Annotated in this window: 21 protein-coding genes; 4 read left to right on the top strand and 17 right to left on the bottom strand. The window is 42.7% G+C overall.

Annotated elements, in window-relative coordinates; genetic code table 11:
• Positions 1–345 precede the first annotated feature (345 nt).
• From AB4493_RS19985 to dusA, 7 genes are all read right to left on the bottom strand, one after another.
• Positions 346–1,122, bottom strand: coding sequence for a phosphoadenylyl-sulfate reductase (locus AB4493_RS19985; RefSeq protein ID WP_017059954.1), 777 nt, complete (start codon positions 1,120–1,122; stop codon positions 346–348).
• On the bottom strand, positions 1,115–2,842 hold the full coding sequence (gene cysI / locus AB4493_RS19980; protein ID WP_372134081.1) for an assimilatory sulfite reductase (NADPH) hemoprotein subunit: 1,728 nt from the start codon (positions 2,840–2,842) through the stop codon (positions 1,115–1,117). The genes AB4493_RS19985 and cysI overlap by 8 nt, the downstream gene beginning before the upstream one ends.
• The gene (locus tag AB4493_RS19975; RefSeq protein WP_017059952.1) at positions 2,842–4,707 is read right to left on the bottom strand and encodes an assimilatory sulfite reductase (NADPH) flavoprotein subunit; all 1,866 of its coding nucleotides are present in this window, start codon (positions 4,705–4,707) and stop codon (positions 2,842–2,844) included. The genes cysI and AB4493_RS19975 overlap by 1 nt, the downstream gene beginning before the upstream one ends.
• 123 nt (positions 4,708–4,830) lie before the next feature.
• The gene (locus tag AB4493_RS19970; protein WP_004735813.1) at positions 4,831–5,061 is read right to left on the bottom strand and encodes a hypothetical protein; all 231 of its coding nucleotides are present in this window, start codon (positions 5,059–5,061) and stop codon (positions 4,831–4,833) included.
• 202 nt (positions 5,062–5,263) lie between these two features.
• Positions 5,264–5,935: a TIGR04219 family outer membrane beta-barrel protein gene (locus AB4493_RS19965; RefSeq protein ID WP_017059951.1), complete on the bottom strand. Its 672-nt coding sequence runs from the start codon at positions 5,933–5,935 to the stop codon at positions 5,264–5,266.
• A 135-nt stretch (positions 5,936–6,070) separates the two neighbouring features.
• On the bottom strand, positions 6,071–6,292 hold the full coding sequence (gene pspG / locus AB4493_RS19960; RefSeq protein WP_004735816.1) for an envelope stress response protein PspG: 222 nt from the start codon (positions 6,290–6,292) through the stop codon (positions 6,071–6,073).
• Between the two features lie 277 nt (positions 6,293–6,569).
• On the bottom strand, positions 6,570–7,574 hold the full coding sequence (gene dusA, locus AB4493_RS19955; protein ID WP_016796670.1) for a tRNA dihydrouridine(20/20a) synthase DusA: 1,005 nt from the start codon (positions 7,572–7,574) through the stop codon (positions 6,570–6,572).
• Between the two features lie 104 nt (positions 7,575–7,678).
• Here dusA and AB4493_RS19950 point away from each other — a divergent pair, with 104 nt between their 5' ends.
• Entirely contained in the window at positions 7,679–8,749 is a 1,071-nt protein-coding gene (locus AB4493_RS19950; RefSeq protein ID WP_372155677.1) for a tyrosine-type recombinase/integrase, read from the top strand.
• Positions 8,750–8,766: 17 nt separating this feature from the next.
• Here AB4493_RS19950 and AB4493_RS19945 read toward each other — a convergent pair whose 3' ends face one another.
• The 8 genes from AB4493_RS19945 to AB4493_RS19910 form a co-directional block, all read right to left on the bottom strand.
• Positions 8,767–9,513 (bottom strand): hypothetical protein, encoded by a 747-nt coding sequence (locus AB4493_RS19945; RefSeq protein WP_372155676.1) that lies wholly within the window; start codon positions 9,511–9,513, stop codon positions 8,767–8,769.
• A 54-nt stretch (positions 9,514–9,567) separates the two neighbouring features.
• Positions 9,568–9,879: a hypothetical protein gene (locus AB4493_RS19940; protein ID WP_372155675.1), complete on the bottom strand. Its 312-nt coding sequence runs from the start codon at positions 9,877–9,879 to the stop codon at positions 9,568–9,570.
• 327 nt (positions 9,880–10,206) lie between these two features.
• On the bottom strand, positions 10,207–10,365 hold the full coding sequence (locus AB4493_RS19935) for a hypothetical protein (protein ID WP_372155673.1): 159 nt from the start codon (positions 10,363–10,365) through the stop codon (positions 10,207–10,209).
• Entirely contained in the window at positions 10,365–10,496 is a 132-nt protein-coding gene (locus AB4493_RS19930; protein WP_017059946.1) for a hypothetical protein, read from the bottom strand. Before AB4493_RS19930 ends, AB4493_RS19935 begins: the two co-directional genes overlap by 1 nt.
• Before the next feature lie 85 nt (positions 10,497–10,581).
• Positions 10,582–12,945 carry a hypothetical protein gene (locus AB4493_RS19925; RefSeq protein ID WP_017059945.1) on the bottom strand — a complete coding sequence of 788 codons (2,364 nt, stop codon included), beginning with the start codon at positions 12,943–12,945 and terminating at the stop codon, positions 10,582–10,584.
• A gap of 43 nt (positions 12,946–12,988) precedes the next feature.
• Complete coding sequence (locus tag AB4493_RS19920; RefSeq protein WP_372155672.1) at positions 12,989–14,464, bottom strand: glycerophosphodiester phosphodiesterase; 1,476 nt, start codon at positions 14,462–14,464, stop codon at positions 12,989–12,991.
• Positions 14,465–14,680: 216 nt separating this feature from the next.
• Entirely contained in the window at positions 14,681–15,835 is a 1,155-nt protein-coding gene (locus AB4493_RS19915) for a hypothetical protein (RefSeq protein WP_017059943.1), read from the bottom strand.
• A 24-nt stretch (positions 15,836–15,859) separates the two neighbouring features.
• A complete protein-coding gene (locus AB4493_RS19910; RefSeq protein WP_017059942.1) occupies positions 15,860–16,069 on the bottom strand; it encodes a hypothetical protein in 210 nt (69 codons plus the stop codon).
• Between the two features lie 434 nt (positions 16,070–16,503).
• Between AB4493_RS19910 and zur the strand changes: the two genes are divergently transcribed.
• A complete protein-coding gene (gene zur / locus AB4493_RS19905) occupies positions 16,504–16,962 on the top strand; it encodes a zinc uptake transcriptional repressor Zur (RefSeq protein WP_017059941.1) in 459 nt (152 codons plus the stop codon).
• 17 nt (positions 16,963–16,979) lie between these two features.
• On the top strand, positions 16,980–17,441 hold the full coding sequence (locus AB4493_RS19900) for a chemotaxis protein CheX (protein WP_017059940.1): 462 nt from the start codon (positions 16,980–16,982) through the stop codon (positions 17,439–17,441).
• Positions 17,442–17,594: 153 nt separating this feature from the next.
• Here the strand turns inward: AB4493_RS19900 and pgi are convergent, their stop codons facing one another.
• Positions 17,595–19,247, bottom strand: coding sequence for a glucose-6-phosphate isomerase (gene pgi, locus AB4493_RS19895; protein ID WP_017065622.1), 1,653 nt, complete (start codon positions 19,245–19,247; stop codon positions 17,595–17,597).
• Positions 19,248–19,573: 326 nt separating this feature from the next.
• Between pgi and AB4493_RS19890 the strand changes: the two genes are divergently transcribed.
• Positions 19,574–19,993 (top strand): secondary thiamine-phosphate synthase enzyme YjbQ, encoded by a 420-nt coding sequence (locus AB4493_RS19890; RefSeq protein WP_017059938.1) that lies wholly within the window; start codon positions 19,574–19,576, stop codon positions 19,991–19,993.
• Between the two features lie 117 nt (positions 19,994–20,110).
• Here the strand turns inward: AB4493_RS19890 and AB4493_RS19885 are convergent, their stop codons facing one another.
• Positions 20,111–21,316 carry a BamA/TamA family outer membrane protein gene (locus tag AB4493_RS19885; RefSeq protein WP_372155671.1) on the bottom strand — a complete coding sequence of 402 codons (1,206 nt, stop codon included), beginning with the start codon at positions 21,314–21,316 and terminating at the stop codon, positions 20,111–20,113.

Raw genomic sequence — 21,316 nt, 5'->3', positions numbered from 1 at the left:
TTCTCAGTGTCAAACACTTTTGAAAATTAATTTCTACTTTCTAAAAGTAGGAGCGAATTATCGCTTAAAGCTAGTTGCCTTACTAACATTCTGCGCTGAAGCCTTGTGGCATCTGCCGTGTCAGTGAGGCGGCATTATAGAGATGTTCATCACATTGGCAAGTGTTTATTAAAGAAAGATGCAAAAATAACGATTACATGGCGAATAAACACTCAAAGCCTTATTTGTGCAAGTTTAACTACAGAGTACTTACAAAATAACCACAGACTTATCCACAATTGATCTAATTTTCATCCTAGAAAACAAAAAAGCTGCCTCATGGCAGCTTTTTAAATGGCAACGAGTCTAAATCCCAGAACCATATTGCTCTCCATCATCTTCATGGAGACCACATTCGCGTTTCAACCCATTAAAACGAGTTTCCTCTTCAGTCATACCCGGTTCCCACTTCTTAGTTGTATGTGTATCTCCAACAGAAAGGTAACCCTGCTCTCGAAGCGGGTGATAACCGAGACCATGCTCTTCTAGGTAATAGTGAACATCTTTATTCGTCCAATCGATTACCGGCAAAAATTTAAACACACCATTTTGGATAGATAAGATTGGCAAATTTGCACGCGATTGAGATTGCTCTCTTCTTAAACCGGAAAACCATGTCCCAGCCTCGAGCTCATCCAACGCTCTTCTCATCGGTTCAACTTTATTAAGCTTGTTGTACTTCTCTATCCCTTCTATACCTTGATCCCAAAGTTTTCCATATTGCGCTTCTTGCCAATTAGGGCTCTGTTGGGCGCGAAAGACTTGAAGGTTTAGAGTCAACTTCTGACTTAACTCATCAATAAAGCGATAGGTCTCCGGAAATAGATACCCTGTGTCAGTCAAAATAACCGGAATATCTGGTTTTGCTTGGGTCACTAGGTGCAACATCAATGCTGCTTGGATTCCGAAACTAGAAGACACAACATGTGTCCCTTCTAAATTATCTAAAGCCCACTTAACTCTTTCTAATGCGGTTAGCTGCTCTAACTCTGCGTTGATTTGTCCAAGACGAAGTATTTGCTCCGTCTTAGTCAATGCGAGTAGCTCTGCTAACTTCAATTTTGAAGCGACAGAATTATGCATGCAGATCCCTCTTGGAAATGATCACCTCTTCGATGATGCCAGTTCGGATTGTAAAATCACCGAACCCTTCTTTGTCGTTGCGTTCTGTAGCCCAACGTCCCACCAGCGCATCAATCTCTTCTAAGATCTGAGCTGATGTGATGTTCTCTTTATACATCTTAGGGATACGAGTTCCGGCCTTGTTGCCACCTAGGTGCATGTTGTAACGCCCCGGAGCCTTACCCACTAAACCAAGTTCAGCCAACATTGCACGACCACAACCGTTTGGACAACCTGTGATTCGAAGGATGATGTTATCTTCTTCTGGTAATCCATGTTTTTTCAGAATGTCTTCAACATCCGTTACAAACTCAGGAAGAAAGCGCTCAGCTTCTGCCATTGCTAAAGGACATGTTGGGAAAGCCACACACGCCATTGAGTTTTTACGTTGCTCTGAAACAGCATCATCCATCAAGCCATATTGACGCGCCAGTTTTTCAATCTTGGCCTTTTGACTCGTCGACACACCCGCAACAATTAGGTTTTGGTTTGCAGTCATGCGGAAGTCACCTTTGTGGATCTTCGCTATTTCAGCAACACCTGTTTTCAGAGCTTTACCCGGAAAATCAAGTAAACGACCATTCTCGATGAATAACGCCAAGTGGTGCTTACCATCAATGCCTTCCGCCCAACCAATGCGATCACCACGGCCAGTAAACTCATAAGGACGGCTTTCAGAAAATTCTACGCCTGCACGCTTTTCTACTTCTGCTTTGAATACATCAATACCAACACGGTCTAGTGTGTATTTGGTTTTTGCATTCTTACGGTTTGAACGGTTACCCCAGTCACGCTGAGTCGTTACCACCGCCGCTGCTACATCTAACGTTTTATCTAATGGCACAAAACCAAAGTCGTCAGCTTTACGTGCATAAGTAGAGGTATCACCGTGTGTCATCGCTAAACCGCCACCAACTAACACATTAAAGCCCACCAGCTTTCCGTCTTCAGCAATAGCAACAAAGTTAAGATCGTTAGCATGGACGTCCACATCATTTTGCGGAGGAATGACAACCGTCGTCTTGAACTTACGCGGTAGGTAGTTGCTACCAAGGATAGGTTCTTCATCCGTTGTTTCTAGTTTTTCACCATCTAACCAGATTTCTGCATAAGCACGAGTCTTCGGTAATAGATGTTCACTGATCTTTTTCGCCCACTCGTAAGCTTCTTGATGAAGTTCAGATTCAACCGGGTTTGTCGTACATAGAACATTTCGGTTTACATCACCCGCTGTCGCAATTGAATCAATGCCAATGCTATTTAGCGTTTGGTGCATCAACTTAATGTTCGGCTTCAAGACACCGTGGAACTGAAACGTTTGACGAGTTGTTAGACGAATTGAACCGTAAGAGGTACTTTCGTCTGCGAACTTATCAATCGCCAACCACTGCTTAGGGGTAATGATGCCACCAGGCATACGAGCACGAAGCATGACGTTATGTAACGGTTCGAGCTTTTGTTTGGTACGTTCGTTACGAATATCACGGTCGTCTTGTTGATACATACCGTGGAAACGAATCAACTGAAAGTTATCAGCAGTAAAGCCACCTGTTATGCGGTCTTGGAGATCTTGTTCAATCGTACCGCGTAGGTTATTACTTTCACGCTTAAGACGCTCATTGTCAGCCAAAGGTCCAAGTACTTGACCTAGCACTTCTTGCTCTATTACTTGCTTGCTCATTAGTACACATCCCTTTGGTAACGTTTCGCTTTACGTAAATCATTAATATATTGTTCAGCTTGCTCGCGGCTCTGGTTGCCATGCTTTTCCGCTATCGAAACTAACGCTTCATGAACATCTTTAGCCATTCGAGTCGCATCGCCACAGACATAGAGGTACGCGCCCTCTTGCAGCCATTGCCACACCTGCTCTGCTTGTTCGATTAAACGATCCTGAACATAAACCTTTTCTTTTTGGTCACGGCTAAAGGCAACATCGAGCTTAGTTAGCGCGCCAGACTTGAGGTACTTTTGCCATTCAACTTGGTATAAGAAATCTTGAGTAAAGGTACGGTCACCAAAGAACAACCAGCTTTTTCCTTCAGCATCATTGTTTTCACGCTCTTGAACAAAACTGCGGAACGGTGCGATACCGGTACCCGGGCCGACCATGATGATTGGTGTATTGTCGTCTTGTGGTAATTTGAAGTTATTGTTGTTCTCAACAAACACCTTCACTTCACCACCCTCTTCAAGACGTTGAGCTAAGAAGCTAGAAGCTCCGCCTAAACGAGACTCTTCGCCTTTTTGGTATTCAACCAAACCAACCGTCAAGTGAACTTCTTCATCTACTTCTGCTTGGCTTGATGCAATAGAATAGAGACGCGGTGTCAGCTTACGTAACAGGCCAATTAACTCATCAGCCGATAGCTTAGTTTTCTTCTCAGCTAAAACATCGACAACTTGAGTATTACCCGCGTATTCACGAAGCTTGTCTTTATCTTCCACCAGCTTGATTAACTTCTTGCTGCCCGATAACTCAGCAAACTTAGTCACAAGTTGAGGGTTTGAAGTGGTAATCTCAAATTTACTCACTAGCGCACTATGGATAGATAGATTCTCACCATCGACATCGACACTTTCGATACCCGATAACCCAACCTTAGAAAGAATCTGATTTGCGAGTTCCGAACTGTTTTCATACCATACGCCTAGCGCATCGCCGGGTTGGTAGGTAATGCCCGACTCATCAAGATCAATCTCGATATGACGAACATCTTTACCCGAGTCACGACCCGTGATCTTTTGACTGGTTAATAGTGTCGCTGTATATGGATTTTGTTTGGTGTATTGCGAATGACCGGCAGCTGCTTGGCCTACTGGTAACTGAACGATATCAGCCTCGGCACCTGTCGATAGCGTTTCTTGAACTTGTGATAACGCTTTAGCGCGCCATTCCGTTGCTGACTCTTCGTAATCAACATCACAATCAAGGCGATCGACAAACGATTTCGCACCAAGCTTAGCGAGGAAGTTATCGAAGTCTTTAGCCGTTTGGCAGAAGAACTCATAGCTTGAGTCACCTAAACCAATCACACCGTATTGTAGGTTTGATAATTTTGGCGCTTTCTTCGATTGAAGGAATTCATGCAACTCAATCGCGTTATCAGGGGCTTCGCCCTCACCATTGGTTGAAGCGACGAAAATGACGTGTGTCTCTTTGGCTAGGTTCTTACCTTTATAATCACTCGCATCGAAAAGCTCGACGGCGATACCTAAGGCTTTTGCTTCTGCCTCGAGCGATTCAGCGACGCCTTTAGCATTACCGGTTTGAGAAGCGAAGATAATGCTGAGCTTACCCGCTGGCTTAGCCGCTACTGCAGCGGCCGCTTGAGCAATTGGCGCAGCAGCACCGACAGGCTGAGCTTGGCTCACTCCCCAAAGGTAACCACTGACCCATGCCAGTTGTTGTGAAGACAGTTCAGAAACAGTTTGCTGAAGATGACCCAATTGTTGGTCATTAAGTGGTGCTGCTAGCCCAGGTAACTCATTAGCCCCAGACTGTGCATTATTATTTTGTGAAGACTCTTTCTTATTTAAAGACATGGTCACGACATCCCTAATCATTGCGTGACGATAGATTAACCACTCCTTTTAATAACAAGAAAGAATAGAAAAGTATGTTTTATAACTTTTTGGAAGTAAAAACCGATTGAAACGTAAATTGTCTTACTGGTTTTCAATGCGTACTTGCTGAAAGCCAACCGCCATTGCCGACTTAGATGCCAAGTCTAAATCCGCGTAATGACATTCTTCACCATGAACATCAGTAAGCAGAACGAAGCCACCACCCATATGACGAAACTCCACAACCCAAGACCCTTCTTGAATTGAGGGCTCTATGATGGCTTCAACTAACAGGTTTTCTCTATATAAATTTCTCAATTCATTGAGTGTCATATTCCATCCCTTGCTTTGACCTCACTACATAGACCTTATAAGAATAGACGCAAATTGGCTCTCTGTATTAAGGATGGTCGAAAGTGATGAATGTGCTAACTAATTCCAGAAAGATATATACTCAAGTAACCAATAGATATAAAAAAACGCCACTTAATAAAGTGGCGTTCTTAAAATTCGCTCTAAATTTGCTTTATATGGACTAGAAGCGCACTTCAGCACCAGCAAACCAACCATCGACCATGACAAAGCTCTTGCCTAGTTCTGAGCTAAAGAACTCATCCGAATCTAAATCGATAACACGGTAACCACCACGCAGGGCAATTTCAGATTCTGATACTGGAATTCGGTACTGAACACCCGCCATCAAGTCAGTGCTCTTAATACCACTGCTATCACCGAACTCCATCGTACCAATGATATCGAAGTTGGTGTCCGGCACATTGATCTCTGCGTTACCGTAGAAGCTCCACGTGAACTCATCAAACGTCGATGTTTTCGCACCTGTTGCTTTTGGTTCAATGTAATTCGAGTTTGAGTATTGAGTAAACGTCACACCCGCATCGAAGTTCATCAGCTTGTGATCTAACAACGTGTAATAGAAGGTGTAGTCGTACTTATCGAAAGCCAATGAATCTGCATCAACAGAAGTATAGCGAAAGCTAGCGTTTGGTAGCATCGGGGCATTATGCTCAAATGCGAAATACAACGAAGGTGAGTTAGAATCATCATCTTGTCTAACTTCGTTTAGCTTTGTACTTCCCCACCACATATCGGCACCGACTTTAGCCGTGTAAGAAAACTCTTCTTCAGCAGACACTGCCGAGCTTAAAGATAGCATTCCCACTAAAGCAATTAATGGCATTTTATTCATTTGAGATAGCTCCAATTCCATATCGTTGTGCTAATTGTATGCACATTCATAGATTATTGGGGAAAATTCTATCACACATCTTAAATTCTCAAACGATAAACCGCTGACGATCAAAGATTTGACGACACCATGACCTTAGTAACGTCTTTGGTTAGAACTGTGTACAAAGTTTTTGAAAAACCAGATACCCAATGCAATCACAATTAACCAAGGCAGCAACTTAAACACAACCCCCATCATACCCAAGACCAACATGACGACTAACGCGATTCCGGTTGCAGCCAATACCGTCATAAACGTGATACCAGTGACAAGTAAAGTTGCGACGAAAATAAGAACAAAGATTAATTCAAACATAATGGTCTCCCTAATGAGTTAATGACCTATCTTTCCTACTTTCTAACATTGCAGCTTCCATACCAAGTTAGTGAAACCAATAAAACCCTTACTTATCAATCAAATAAAAAGCCACACATCTAAATGCGTGGCTTTTAAAGAAACGATCAATGGCAAATTTAGCCTCCAGTGGCGAATTTAACCTTAGGTTTTTAAGCTTAGGTTTTTAAGCTTGGTTTTTTAACCTTAAGTTTCTAACCTTGGGCTTTTAAGCTCGAACTTTTAACCTCGAGGGAGATTATACGTTTAGCTCTTTAGGGATCTTAGCCAATGCTGTCTGCATCACTTCGATACCTGCACCTTTCTTATGTGCGTTTTCACTGATGTAACGACGCCATTGTCTTGCGCCCGGCATGCTTTGGAACAAACCAAGCATATGACGAGAGATGTGTCCTAAGCTTGCACCATTTGAAAGCTCACGCTCAATGTACGGGTACATTTCTTCAACCACTTGTGAGCGCTTCTTGATTGGCGTGTCTAAACCAAAGATCTGCTGATCAACTTCAGCCAAGATAAATGGGCTATGGTAAGCCTCACGACCGATCATCACACCATCAAGGTGTTGCAAGTGCTCTTTAGTTTGCTCAAGAGTAGTAACGCCACCATTCACGGCAATCACAAGATCAGAGAAATCTTTCTTGATTTGGTATGCACGATCGTAATCTAGCGGTGGAATCTCTCGGTTCTCTTTCGGGCTAAGACCACTCAACCACGCTTTACGCGCGTGAATAGTAAATTGCTCACAGCCACCTTTTTCAGAAACCGTCGAAACAAACTTAGTTAGAAACTCATAAGAGTCTTGGTCATCGATACCGATACGCGTTTTCACGGTAATTGGAATATCAGTGACTTCTTTCATCGCTGAAACACAATCTGCCACCAACTCGGGCTCAGCCATCAAGCATGCACCAAATCGACCATTCTGAACTCGGTCTGAAGGGCAACCTACGTTAAGATTCACTTCATCATAACCGCGTTCACCAGCAAGCTTGGCACAAGCAGCAAGATCAACCGGGTTTGAACCACCGAGTTGAAGTGCAAGAGGATGTTCTTGCTCGTTATATTCTAGGAAGTCGCCCTTACCATGTAAGATCGCGCCCGTTGTTACCATTTCCGTGTACAGAAGAGTCTGCTGAGAAAGCAAACGGTGAAAGTAACGACAGTGGCGGTCAGTCCAATCGAGCATGGGTGCAACAGAAAGTCGGTTACTAGCGTATTTACTGGTTTTATTAGTGTTTGTCATGATTCAGTCTCAATTAATACTGTACAAACATACAGTGAATTACCTAGAATTAAACGGAATTACTTCCTGTAGTACCCCTCAAGTACCCCTTTAGGAGTTGGACAATGGCAAGTTATACCATCGAGACCAGAAAGCTAAAAAGCGGTGAACCAAGGTTCAAGGTAACAATCATCGTTAAAAAGAATTCGCGCATTATACACAGGGAAAGCAAAACTCTAAAAAAGAAAGCACTCGCTAAAGCTTTCGGTAAAAAAAGGGTAGCTGAACTAGAAGCTCAAGGGGTACTCAATCAGCCAAAAACAGTCCCCCTTTCGGTACTCCTCGATTTGTTCATGGCTGAGCGTGATCTCTGGGACAATACAGGCCGCACAAAACGCTACGTTATTAAAATGCTTAGGGATTGCGACATCGCCCAAGTTGAGAGTAATCAACTACGAACTAGCGACTTAATCGAGCACTGTAAAAATAGAAGAGGCGCAGGAGCCAAACCCGCAACGATTTATCATGATATTGCTTACCTACGTTCTGTAATGAAAAAGTCTAAGCCTGTCTTCAACATCGACACCAATCACCAGATATTTGATGAAGCGGTGCCTGTTCTGATTGATATGGGGTTAGTTGGTAAAAGTCAAAAACGAACACGCCGCCCTACTTCTGAAGAACTGAAACTCTTAAAGCTTGGATTAGAGCAACGCGAGTCTTTTAGGCCAAACGGTACAACTCGAATCCCATTCACCGACATTCTTGAATTCAGCATTCTTACTTGCATGCGAATAGGTGAAGTCTGCAAGCTGCGTTGGGAAGACCTGAACCAAGAACATAAAACGATACTCGTTAGAGATAGAAAAGACCCAAGGAAGAAAGAGGGTAATCACATGATTGTGCCACTGCTTGGCGAGTCATTTGAGATCGCACTAAAGCAACCAAACAAAAGTGAGCTTATTTTCCCGTACAACTCACGAAGTGTTAGTGCAGGCTTTCAGCGAGTAAGAAATGAGTTAGGTATTGAAGATTTGAGGTACCACGACTTGAGAAGGGAAGGGGCGAGTCGGTTGTTTGAAAAGGGCTACTCAATTGAAGAATTTGCTCAAGTTACTGGCCACAGAAATCTGAATATTCTATGGCAGGTTTATACGCAATTGTTTCCACATAAACTGCACAACAAGGCTCAGTAATGAGCCTTATCTTACGATTATTTCGACGGTACGAACTCGAACACTACGTGTTTTTTAGATTCGACTAAAGAATAAGGAACTTTACCTAGGGAGCTTAAATCTTTTTCATTATCTGTATTTACTAACACAGTTCCATCCCAATACTCACCAGTAGGTGGGCAAGTATGCAAAACTTCTTCTAAAATACTTTCTATTTTAGTATCTACGGCAACGACCTTTCCGAATTTAGGTAGGCTTGCATACCACAACTTGGCACCAAGTGGGGTTTGCTCTTGATCTGATTGTACCGCACCATAGTGATGGCCAAGTATTTGATAACCGATTGGGGAAATGCGATAGCGGCGATACTTTTCCTTAATGTAAGCTCCACAAATTCTTGGGACTACTGTTAGTTCCTTAACTGAGATAGGCCCAGGAAGAATATTAAAAGCAATTCGACCTATAACATTCTCTTCATACATTCCATCATGATTTTCAACCACATAATCATACAAATCTTTCGCCTCTAAAGATCTCTCTTGAGCCTGAGTTAAAAGATCTATTGCCGAATCCAATTCTTCAAAATCAATTGCAAAAATAATTACAACTCCGTCTGGAGTCTCAGCATCTGATACATATGTGTCTCGTTGATGGTGTACCATCCTAAGAGGAATTGGAATGCCTGCATCATCAACAACATCGTACTGTTCACTAATAATTGGTAACTGTTCATAGTTACCACTGTTGAGTTGTTTTGCATATCCGGTTGGATTTAATTCAGGCACAAAAAAGGCTCCTTACCTATGTGAGGAGCCTAGTATACCCTATAAATTTAACTTTTAAAAAACTTGGGGAATTCTTCCAAGCTCTTGTTGTGCAAAGTTAAATATTTTACTTTTAAGTAATTTTGTGATTGAGTCAGTTAGATTTTGTGACTTAAAGGCAAGATGGTTTTGCTTAAAACTAAAACGAGCCTCTGCCAATATCTCAACTTGATATTTCTGGACATCTGTAGAGTCGATAACAATGAACCTAGCTAAGTCATCGCCTGCATAGAGGCAACGCACCTGATAACAGCTTTTGCTATCATCGGTTGGTACAGATGTTATCAATCTGCTTTCCAGCACTGTTTGGTTCGTGCGCGTAATCATAATCCTAGTTCCAATTAAAGGTATGCTCTCAATCTTAGGGCTCGGAATTATACTCTTCAGCCCTAAAAGATCCAGTTTTGCCTCATCTTTATACCTTGAATAAAGGTGAAACACCATAAAAACCATCAATTCTTTAACAACAGTATAGGTAGGTACGACAATAAAACTGAATATTTTTTAATCTAGAACTGCACATATACTGTTCTGTTATTGCAGGCTTAAATTAAGTGTAGAAGATAAAGCTCTCAGGGACACTCTACCTCTAAACTAATTATAAATACATTTTCATTTTTCAATGGAGTACATCGCCTCTAACCATATGTTACGTCATTTAAGGCATTTATTTTCAAGTCGTGTCAAACGCTCATCCATCTTTTCCATCATCAAGCGCAGCCATTTAACATCAGTTTTGAGTGTAATCCCTACACCTACACCGCTCGACAAGGCACTGACAACTGCAACTATTAGTGTTTGATATTCTGCCATTACTTGAACTCATTGCGTAGGGTTTCCCATAGGCCAAATACTATGGGAGCACTTGCGCCAATAATGCCACCGAATTGAACACCGTCTGCCGATACGCTCGCGGTGATAAGTTCAGGGTGACCAGCTACCAAAGCAGCTCCCGCGCCAAGTAACGCTAAACCCTTTTTAGTGGAAGGAGCAGATCATTTTCTTCTGTTCACTTTCTATGACGCGGACTTAAATAACCAACTTTTCAAGTTCGATTCGGTGAGAGGCTTTTCCTTTACTGTGCTTTACCCATAAACGCTTTGGTTGGTATCCATTGGCACGGACCTCAACATCATAATTACCCTCTGGCAATCGCATACCGGCTTGGTACCTAGGCTTAATATTCATTATTCGAACCTTAAAACCCGGTTGGTTCTGTGCGTTTGAATTGATGTACATAGGAAACTCCGTTTGGGCTTCATTATTGTTTTTAGCTGAACTCACCGGTTCGCTCTCAGCACGCTGAGTTAAATAACGAGCAAAAACACCATCCAACTCCGCTACCGAATGCTCCAAAGAGGTAGAAAACCCATCAGTAATACGCATACTTTTGTCTATTTGAGCGCCAAGTGGATGAATCAACGGTTGAGTATGTATCACCCAACGAACGGCATAAGAAGCCGACGGAGATAGTGTGTCACTGACTTGCTCTAAGAAAAAGCCAATCGTTGAGTCCGTTTGAGTGTACTTGGATGAAAATACATTCACAGGCACAACAAGAATAACGAATATGACGATAAACGAGCTGCCTATATTCAGAGCCTTGCTCTTCAAGTTCGGTGCTGGCCGTGGTTTATGGTAATTCATCAACACGATAAATTTTCCTGGCAGCTTAAACACCGTTAGGACAACGAGAAATAGCGATAGTCCCATTGATATTGGCGGCACAATGATAGAACGCAATGCCGCTTTGCCTTGTTCAGCATAAGGGCCATCATCAGCAAACTGAGCGCGTGACGCCTCAATATAACCTAGCCAATAATCTCTCTCACGCCTCACATTTGGAACAATAACCTGTTGGTAAAATTGCTTATTATTCCACGTCGCCATCATGGGCTCGACGTAATAACGTTCGCCCATACGATTCTTTATTTGTTGCTGAACTTCGGCTACTTTTTGAAAATCATTCCAAGATAAGTTCGGTTCAATGTCGTAACCCCGCTGCTTTGCCTCGGCATGCCAACGAGCTTTGGTGTCCTTCATAACTTTGTTTCTGACTGCATTTTTAAACACGCTAATTTGGTTTATTTGCCAATTGGAGTCTAAATGGATCCCCTTTCGATGAACTTGAGTACGAACCTTACTTGCTGTTGTAGAGTGGGAGCGAAACTCCGACATAGAGTCGATTCCCATAGGATAACCGGTCTCTTTTAAGAACTGTTTTTGCCACACTGCCAGTATTCGTGGTGTGTAATGAGCGACACTATTGGTATACGTTTTATCTTGAATGGCTTCTCCAGCTTGCCCTGTCGCCTGCTCAATACCGGCTTGGATAACTGATAAGCCTAGAGAACCGAATGCTTCCCCCCAAGATGTTTCACCTTTCGTTCGTCGAAAGGTTTTCTCTAACCAATAATCCATCGGTTGGTGGGGAATCGAGTTATCTTTTAATAAGCGTTCATAGCGATCTTCAATGCGGCTGATACAATTGGCTCTTGAGCTTCCTTTGCGTTTATAACAGCGTTCTTTATCATCAAATAGGTCAAAAATAGGTTGTGCAACTCTTTGTGCTCTCGCCTCTGCTCTCGTTAAATAGGCCTTACTCGCCTGTTGATAATCACGATACCCCGTCGCGACGGTCGACTCGACCTCTTCCCACGCTTGATTGGCCTTTTGATGGCGAGACTCTACCGTCTGATTATACGCCCCAACATGTTTTTGATATTGATGCCACGATTGCTGAACTTCACTCCGTAATACTTTATAGTTCGCATAGTGCTCATCGAAATTGGCGTTTGCTCGATTTTGAATATAACGATCCAAAATTTGAACTTTCTTATCATCAATATGACTTAAGAATGCATCATTGCTGTAAACCAACCCACCGATCAAAGCGAGAAAAGTCATTTCTGACGACTCGGTACTCGCCTCTGAGTTATAAGGGATCCCTTCGATATTAATCGCATTCATCGCTAAACTAGATCGCAGTACAGAGGAAAAGAAAGCCTCCTGTCTCTGCTTTGCACTACTCGGTTCAATCAACCATTTATCTATTACCGCCTTTTGACCAAAAAAAACCGTTGGCCAAACCAAAGCTGTAATCACGACCAACGATGAAATAGCGCGAAACTTCGTCGTGGTCAGCCATCCTTTAAGTAGAAAATCCGCAACAATTAAAGTCACCCCGATCCCTGAGATGGTTCGGCCAAATAGCTCCGTTTTATGTAATTGAGCATCACTAACATCGATTCCACCCGCAATTTCAACCAACTTGGCGTTGAAAGCGACTTCAGGAAAAAGATAAAGAAGTGAACAAAAAAACAACAAAACAGCCAACCATTTCGGCTTCTTATTATTTGTGGTTATTACGTCCTGGCTAGGAACTGGTTTCATCTTAACGCTTCCATAATTTGTCTATCCCTGTTCTCATCAAACATCATTTTTCTGTCGGCATCGAAATGCTGATCGCATCGTTACTTAAATTTAAATCTTCATCTTGAATATCAAACAGCACTGCTGGCTTCGCGCTCTGCGTTGTTTGCGTTCTTTTTTTCACACCTTTCACGCTAGCAGGCTTGGAATATGACACACTCCTAATGAGACCTCGGTTAGTGATGTAATGGCCATCTTTGAGGTAATCTATTTGTTCATAGAGTCGGTGAAAATCAGCGTCATTGGGTAGGCCAGCAACGGTTTCGCCTGCTAACGTTGTGGGTTGGTAGCCATTTGATTGAACGACAAGCTGTGGAGCAAGCTGCTGACAAATAGAGAACTTACTGGTATCCATGATCGCCTCATCTGGCAGAGGTCGACCTGCCTTAGCTAACGAGACCAATTGATCTTGGTGGTAATCCGTTCCGTTAATCGTATAAGTCACCACCTTCATGCCTTGCGCTTTCGCACGGCTGTAAATTGTCGCATATTGTCGGTAACTTCTTATATCAACATGTAATCCACTATTGGGGCCAAGTATTCGTTTTACCGTTTTAGCGGAATGTTTGGGCTTATGCTTACGATAACGCCCCTCCATAGCAAAGGCGCGATCGATATTCTTTTTATTTTTCTGATAATAATCATCAGAACCCATGCCTCGTTTTGCATCCCGCTTAAACTGAGCAACCGACGCCGAATGAGGCTCCCATACATACCCAAGATAAACACTTGAATTGATTTCCCGCATTTTTTTCAGAACGTCCATATCCATTGATGAATAAAAATAGTTTCTATAGGGGAGACTTTGTCTGGCCATTTCGTCGAGTTTAAACAAATCTTCCATGGAGCCATCTGATGTTTTTATTTCAATATTAAGGGGTTGTTCAATCGTTGCGTAATGGTACCAATCATTCACGGCTTCATTGAAATAAGCGGGACGATACCCATCTAATGTTCCGTCAGGGCTCCTTCCACTCAGAGAGTTCCACTCACTACTCTTAATACGACTCACGCGATATCGCTTACCATCACTACGAGCGGTTGCTCTTCCTGTTTCTATGTCGTGATGTACAACCCAATCTTTATCACGCGTCAGCATCACATCAATTTCTGCTCCATCAAAACCACTTACCGCCGCCATTTGAATCGCATTACGAGAGTTTTCAGCATAATTAGAGCTGCCACGGTGGGCGATAACATCAATAGGGCACTGTCCTTTGATGTAAGAGATATCCCCTCCCATGGTTTGATAAAGATTGCGCGATTTTAACGCCAACTGCATATCACGAAACATTTCTCGCCCCTCTGCTGAGTTATGATTCGAGATTAGTTTTGCATCTGCAGGTAATCCAAGCCCTCGCTCCAAGGTTGGTTGTGGTGGTGTTACTTTATCTGTAGATGAACATCCCTGAATAAGAGCAATAGTAGTGACAAGCAGCCCTCTTGAAAGCGTGGTTACACGTGAAGGTGGTGAAAACATGAGATCCTTATCCGTTGGTAGCTTATATGTGACATAACTGGGTTTCACACGCTGAGCACGACAAAGTCGGCCTCCAAGCACGGAGACCGCAAAGTGCTAATATATGATGACTCCAACCATTGATTTCGATTGTTGATATGTTGTTGGAGTGGACGTGTTTAATGGTTTAATTTGATTGAAAGCAAAGGCTCAAAAACTCATAAATACAAATCATGATTACATTATTTCATCAAATAATAATTGAATAAGCCCTTGTTCATCTGGGATGTCATACCCCTTTCGACATGGATAAGCCAAACCATCTGTGAAGTTCAAAAACGAAAAGCTATTGTCTATGCTTTCGCTCCCCTCTTCATCCTGCCATGGTTCAATAGTACTGTTCTGTTTAGTCACGATATAACCACACGAATTGACAGGCATCTCGGTCTTACGATTTAAGACTATCTTATGATTGGAATTATTGTAGTGATTTACTCGAATCTTACCGGCTAACGCTAGATATATCGCCCCTGCGGCGCCCAAAAGCAAAGTATGGCCGATAACTTTACCTGTCGCACTCGCTACGGCGATTCCAACATTAGCAGTCGCACTCGCGATGCTTTGACCTCGGTTTCCATAACGGTCTGTAGAATACACGTAATCCACGCTATGTTTTCTTTCAACGCGAGCACGTTGTCTGACAGGAGTATGGTTTATGTACTCTTGACCACCAAAAGCATCAAAGTTGTGTATTAATACCGGAACACAATGATAAGTTTCTCCATTCCAGTTCACTACACGAGCCTTCATTTGCCATGGATAATACTCTTCATCTAAATATTTCTTACATAAAGCTGGTAACAAATGGCTAAGTAACGCTGTGTTGTGATCGCTCTGCGCCATGTTGTACAGTTCTTGCGTTATTGATCGGGCCTGCTCTTGATCTCCTGATCTTGCGGCAACGATAAAGAGAATGACCTCGCCCCAAAAAGTATCGTTGATCAAGTAGTCAACCGGCAAATTATCGATTTCGATTAAAGCTCGTGGAACATCTTCATCGGACAAAGCCTCCAATACTGCAGACAAGTGATGCACGCGATCTTGAGGCTTTGCAATAGGTTCGTAATATGCGTCCCATCGTTCAACAAAGGTCTTCCAACGCATTATTTTTTTAAACTCCTCAGTTACTCCTTCCGTGGTGAGTAACTTAGGTTCAATATATTTTGCAATGTGCTTTTTATGACCGTCTCGCTTTTTCATCGCCTTTGTGTAAATTTTGCTATCAGACTTGAATAAGTGCAGTGCTAAACCATAGCTTTCATACCATTCACCAAGGTTAAGATGACTACTTTCTAATGAAGCTTTAGCCAAAGCGTCAAAATGCTTTTTCATTTTATTCCCTTCCAATTTGACGACTTAAATAAAGATAAAGGCGATGACTAAAATAATAGCTGCGGCTATAGCCAGTTTGATGTATAGCTCATTTTTTTTAACTCTTGGTTCTTCCACTTCTTCAAGCTTATCCCTCATGGCCTTAAAGTCATCCAAACGTTGTTGATAACGTTTTTCTCTTTGATTATAGATGGACAACAGTTTCAGAAATGATTCTTTGTTTACTTGCTCCACAGCTTAACTCCAAGCATTTGAAATTAAAGACTAAAACTCCAATACACCATGACAAGCTCATGTTGACAGGAGGGGTCAATAGTCTTCTTCTAGTCTATATTAGGCATCGATTTTAGCGAATAAGGAACAATATGCGATAAGAAATGTGATTTAAAACAGCACATTATTGTAAGAAAAATTAATTGAGCTAAATTGAACTCAAATGAAGATGTCATATCAACTTTACCTCACATTTTTTATTTAAACCTATTCACCAAACCTCTAATTCAGCCTCACTAATCAGTTATGCCTTGAGTCACACTGTCATTTTGAGTTACCTTGTCTTATTCAAAGTCGTGGGTCACAATACGCTCTGTACCTGACTTTAATAGAAATCATTGGCTCCCAAAACGTAGTAACCTAGAAATAAGGTTTGATTAGGGATGTCCGATTGAATGGTGAAAAATTTGGACCACACATTAATAGAGCAAGTTGAAGGGATATGCGCATCGCGAGGCGTTAGATTAACACCTCAAAGAAAGCGAGTGTTTGAGCTCATCCTCTCTAATAAAAAAGCCTCCAGTGCTTATGAATTATTAGAGCAGTTGAAAGTCAGTGAACCGCAAGCCAAGCCACCTACAGTATATCGCGCTTTGGATTTCTTGTTGGAGCAAGGTTTCATTCACAGAGTTGAGTCAACCAATAGCTTCATATGCTGCTGCTCTTGCAATGCCAACAAACATTTCTCCCAACTACTGATCTGCGATAAATGTGGCACTGTGATAGAACTGCAGGACGATGCGCTTGTCACCCTACTCGCCAGTAACGCTGAGAAGCATGGCTTTCAATTGACGAATCATGTCATTGAATCGCATGGCATTTGCCAATCTTGCTCCTCCGAGATGAAAGAATAAGATTATAGAAGAACATTATGCGCGCTGAATTTGTAAACCCGTTTTTAGCTTCTTTGATGAACGTATTAAAAACGATGGCTTCTCTAGAATTGAAGCCACAAAAACCGAGAGTTAAGAAAGATGAAATCGCTCGTGGTGATGTATCCGGCCTAATTGGTATGGTGGGTACACAATCTCGTGGCTCTATGTCGATCACCTTTGATGAAGGTCTCGCTCTCGAAATCATGGAAAACATGCTTGGTGAACGACCAAACGGCCTCAACGAAGAAGTGACCGATATGGTGGGTGAAATCACTAACATGGTGACTGGCGGTGCGAAACGTATTCTTGCGGAAAGCGGTTTTGACTTCGATATGGCAACACCAATCGTGGTTTCCGGTAAAGGTCATACGATTCGTCACAAGTGTGATGGGGCAATCATCATCATGCCTTTCTCATCTCAATGGGGTAATGCTTTCATCGAGATCTGTTTCGAATAACAGCTGTTTATTTCTAGCAGTACTGAGTATCAAATCAAAGAAGGTTGGCATCATGCCAGCCTTTTTTATTACCTGCGATTTAACCAATGCTTGCTATACAGATACAAAAGCGCCAACCCGAAGGTTGGCGTTTTTTTGGTGCTATCAACTCAATTAAGCTTTAAGCGCTTTAAATGCGTTGATTAGACCGTTAGTTGAGCTGTCGTGAGACGTTACTTGAGCATCGTCAGCAAGCTCTGGAAGAATTTGGTTTGCTAGTTGCTTACCAAGTTCTACACCCCATTGGTCGAAGCTGAAGATGTTCCAGATAACGCCTTGAACGAAGATCTTGTGCTCGTACATCGCGATTAGGTTACCTAAAGAGCGAGGGTTGATTTGCTTAACAAGAATAGAGTTCGTTGGACGGTTACCTTCAAATACTTTGAAAGGTACAAGCTCAGCCACTTCTTCAGCTGTTTTGCCAGCCGCTAGGAATTCAGCTTCCACTGTCTCTTTTGTCTTACCGAATGCTAGTGCTTCAGTTTGAGCAAAGAAGTTAGACATTAGCTTCTGGTGGTGATCAGATGCTGGGTTGTGACTGATTGCAGGAGCAATGAAGTCTGATGGGATCAGCTTAGTGCCTTGGTGAATCAGTTGGTAGAAAGCATGCTGACCGTTTGTACCAGGTTCGCCCCAGATGATAGGACCTGTTTGGTACTCTACCGGGTTGCCTTCACGGTCTACAAACTTACCGTTTGATTCCATGTTGCCTTGCTGGAAGTAAGCTGCAAAACGGTGCATGTACTGGTCGTAAGGTAGAATTGCTTCTGACTCAGCGCCGTGGAAGTTGTTATACCAAATACCGATAAGCGCAAGGATTACTGGAATGTTGCTTTCAAACTCAGTTGAAGCAAAGTGGTTATCCATCTCGTGAGCACCTTCTAGTAGCTCAACGAAGTTATCGAAGCCAACAGATAGTGAGATAGAAAGACCGATTGCAGACCATAGTGAGTAACGACCACCAACCCAGTCCCAGAATTCGAACATGTTGTCAGTATCAATACCAAACTCAGCGACCGCAGTTGCGTTAGTTGATAGTGCTGCGAAGTGTTTAGCTACGTGTGCGTTGTCACCCGCTTCAGCCAAGAACCAATCACGTGCAGAGTGCGCGTTAGTCATTGTTTCTTGAGTCGTGAATGTTTTAGATGCCACTAAGAATAGCGTTGTTTCTGGGTTAAGAGGCTTAAGTGTCTCAACGATGTGAGTGCCATCTACGTTAGAAACGAAGTGCATGTTTAGGCGAGTTTTGTATGGCGTTAGTGCTTCAGTCACCATGTATGGACCAAGATCCGAACCGCCGATACCGATGTTTACAACATCAGTGATCTCTTTACCTGTGTAACCTTTCCACTCACCAGAAACGATGCGGTGTGTGAACAGTTCCATTTTTGCTAGTACAGCGTTAACTGCTGGCATTACGTCTTTGCCGTCAACCATTACTGGCTTGTCGCTACGGTTACGTAGAGCAGTGTGAAGTACTGAACGACCTTCAGTCTTGTTGATTGCATCACCACCGAACATTGCTTCTATTGCAGACTTAACTTCAGTCTCGTTCGCAAGAGCAAATAGGTGCTGCATAGTTTCAGCATCGATAAGGTTCTTAGAGTAATCCACTAAGATGTCAGAACCGAAACGAGTAGAAAAGCTCTCGAAACGCTTTGCATCTTGAGCAAACAGCTCTTTCATATCCATATCTTGAGCAGACTCAAAATGTGCCGTTAGAGCTTTCCACGCTTGTGTTTGCGTTGGGTTGATATTTTTCAACATGGTATCTATCCCGATGTTACTGTAGGTTTTATTCTAAACGTCACCTGGGTGATGAATAGAACCCCCGATTAGGCGAAAGTTTATATTTTTCTGTGATGACCAAACCGCGTCACCACTGAAAGATTCTTTGTAATTTTTTTTCACGACGTATTATGCCGCATATGAAGAGCTGTACCTTGAGATAAATCAGGATTAGATTTCCTGACAGAAGAATCGGTACAGACTCTAGCTCTAACATAATTAAATGTGAGCGATACCTGATAAATTCAAGTTCAAAAGATAGCGTTAAACCACTTTTTTTCCAAATACATTATAAAGGATGGCGTATGTGGATTCAGAAGACTATACACCTAAATGCACGAAAGCGTGGATTTCATCTCATTACTGATGAAATTGAACAACAGATACACGATATCAATTCTCTATCTGTTGGTTTATTACATCTTTTTATCCAACATACCTCTGCCAGCCTCACGCTAAACGAGAACGCTGATCCTACCGTCCGTACCGATATGGAGTCGCACTTTAATAAGTTTGTCCCAGAGCGAGCGCCCTACTACAGACACACCTATGAAGGTGATGATGACATGCCTGCCCACATTAAAGCATCGACACTTGGCACCAGTGTGACAATACCAATTAGCAATGGTCGTTTAGCTTTAGGAACATGGCAGGGTATTTACTTAGGAGAGCACCGAGATTGTGGTGGAAGCCGAACTGTGATTGCTACGATGCAAGGTGAGTAGACTGCTTGAAAACAAGATCTCCTTAATAAAAACAATATCTTGTTAATAAAAAAGAGTGGTGTGTTTCCACGACCACTCTTATAAAAATAGTATTTGGCCTACTGTAGGCCGAAAGGTTTAGAAGGGCTGGTTTATCATAACCCTAAAGGCCCCTTCGTCACCACCTCGCGCAAACTCAGCACGTACAACAATACCTTCCACTTGGAAACGCACCGCGCCACCTAAGCTCCATTTCATGTCCGAGTGCAGTGTTTTGATGTCGTACTCATCGGCAACGCGCCCTAATTCAGCAAACGCTACCCATTGCCACCAAGGCAAATCGTAGTAGTTTATCAGTGGGATATCGCCAAGTGGTTGCCAGTCAGGAAGTACTCGGTACTCAGCAGAATAATGAACTGCAGAGCGACCGTGATAACGACCTCCGGTATAACCTCGTAAACGATACAAGCCACCCAATCGAGCTTGCTCCGTTTCTGGTGGGCGAGCACAATCTTGCCCAGAGCAGTTATCCCACGTTGGCGTGTCAGCGGTATAGAAATCAAATGCTAAAACTTGTTGATCGAATAAGTCCCCTAAAGGACCTAAAGCAAAGTACTGGCTATTTTGGAAGGTCCACTTAAGCCACAAGTCATCGTTAGACCAACTCTCTGCGCCAGTGGTGAACTCAAGGTTAGTGTGAGAACCTCTGGTCGGGTTGCGTGTGCTATCACGGTTATCCCAATCAAACGCCAAACTAAAGCCTGTTGCCTCCTCGGTATTATTTAAACCTTCCAACTCGCGAGCAGTATAAAAAGGCGTAAATAGAATCGAACTGACACCCGATTCGATTGGCGAAGCAAAGCTCACATCTTTGATTGGCTGAAAAGCACCGAGTAAACCGTGTTCTGCAACGTTGCCCCAAGGTAGCAAATACTTAAACTCAAACTGATAGTTTTGCTCTAAGCCATCAGCAATGGTTTTGTCATCGATAGATGAATCATTATCGCCTTGAGAACCAATGTAATACGGGTTGTCGTTGAAGCGCGCTTGATACATCTGAGTGCTAAACAATACGTTCTCAGACAAGGCATAGTTAAAAGCCGATAGAAAACCGACGTAACTGTCTTTGTCTGAATAGAGTGCCATACCAAACAGAGCGGCTTGAGGTTGCCAAACACCCTTTGCGACACCCGCAACCCCAAAGGTGTTACCCATGGTTTCGGTGCTGAAGTAGAAAGGAACAAAGGCTGAATCTTTTTCTTCACTCACAGCGGAAGAAGAAAAGCTGACACCGAGTAATGTCATTGCAGACATTAGCCAGCTTCGAGTCGTTCGCTTGAACAT

This window comes from Vibrio sp. 10N.222.55.A1 (genome assembly GCF_041473835.1).
In the GTDB taxonomy this organism is placed as follows: domain Bacteria; phylum Pseudomonadota; class Gammaproteobacteria; order Enterobacterales; family Vibrionaceae; genus Vibrio; species Vibrio crassostreae_C.
Note: the sequence above shows the minus strand (reverse complement) of the source record. Positions and strands in the feature narration are given on the sequence as shown.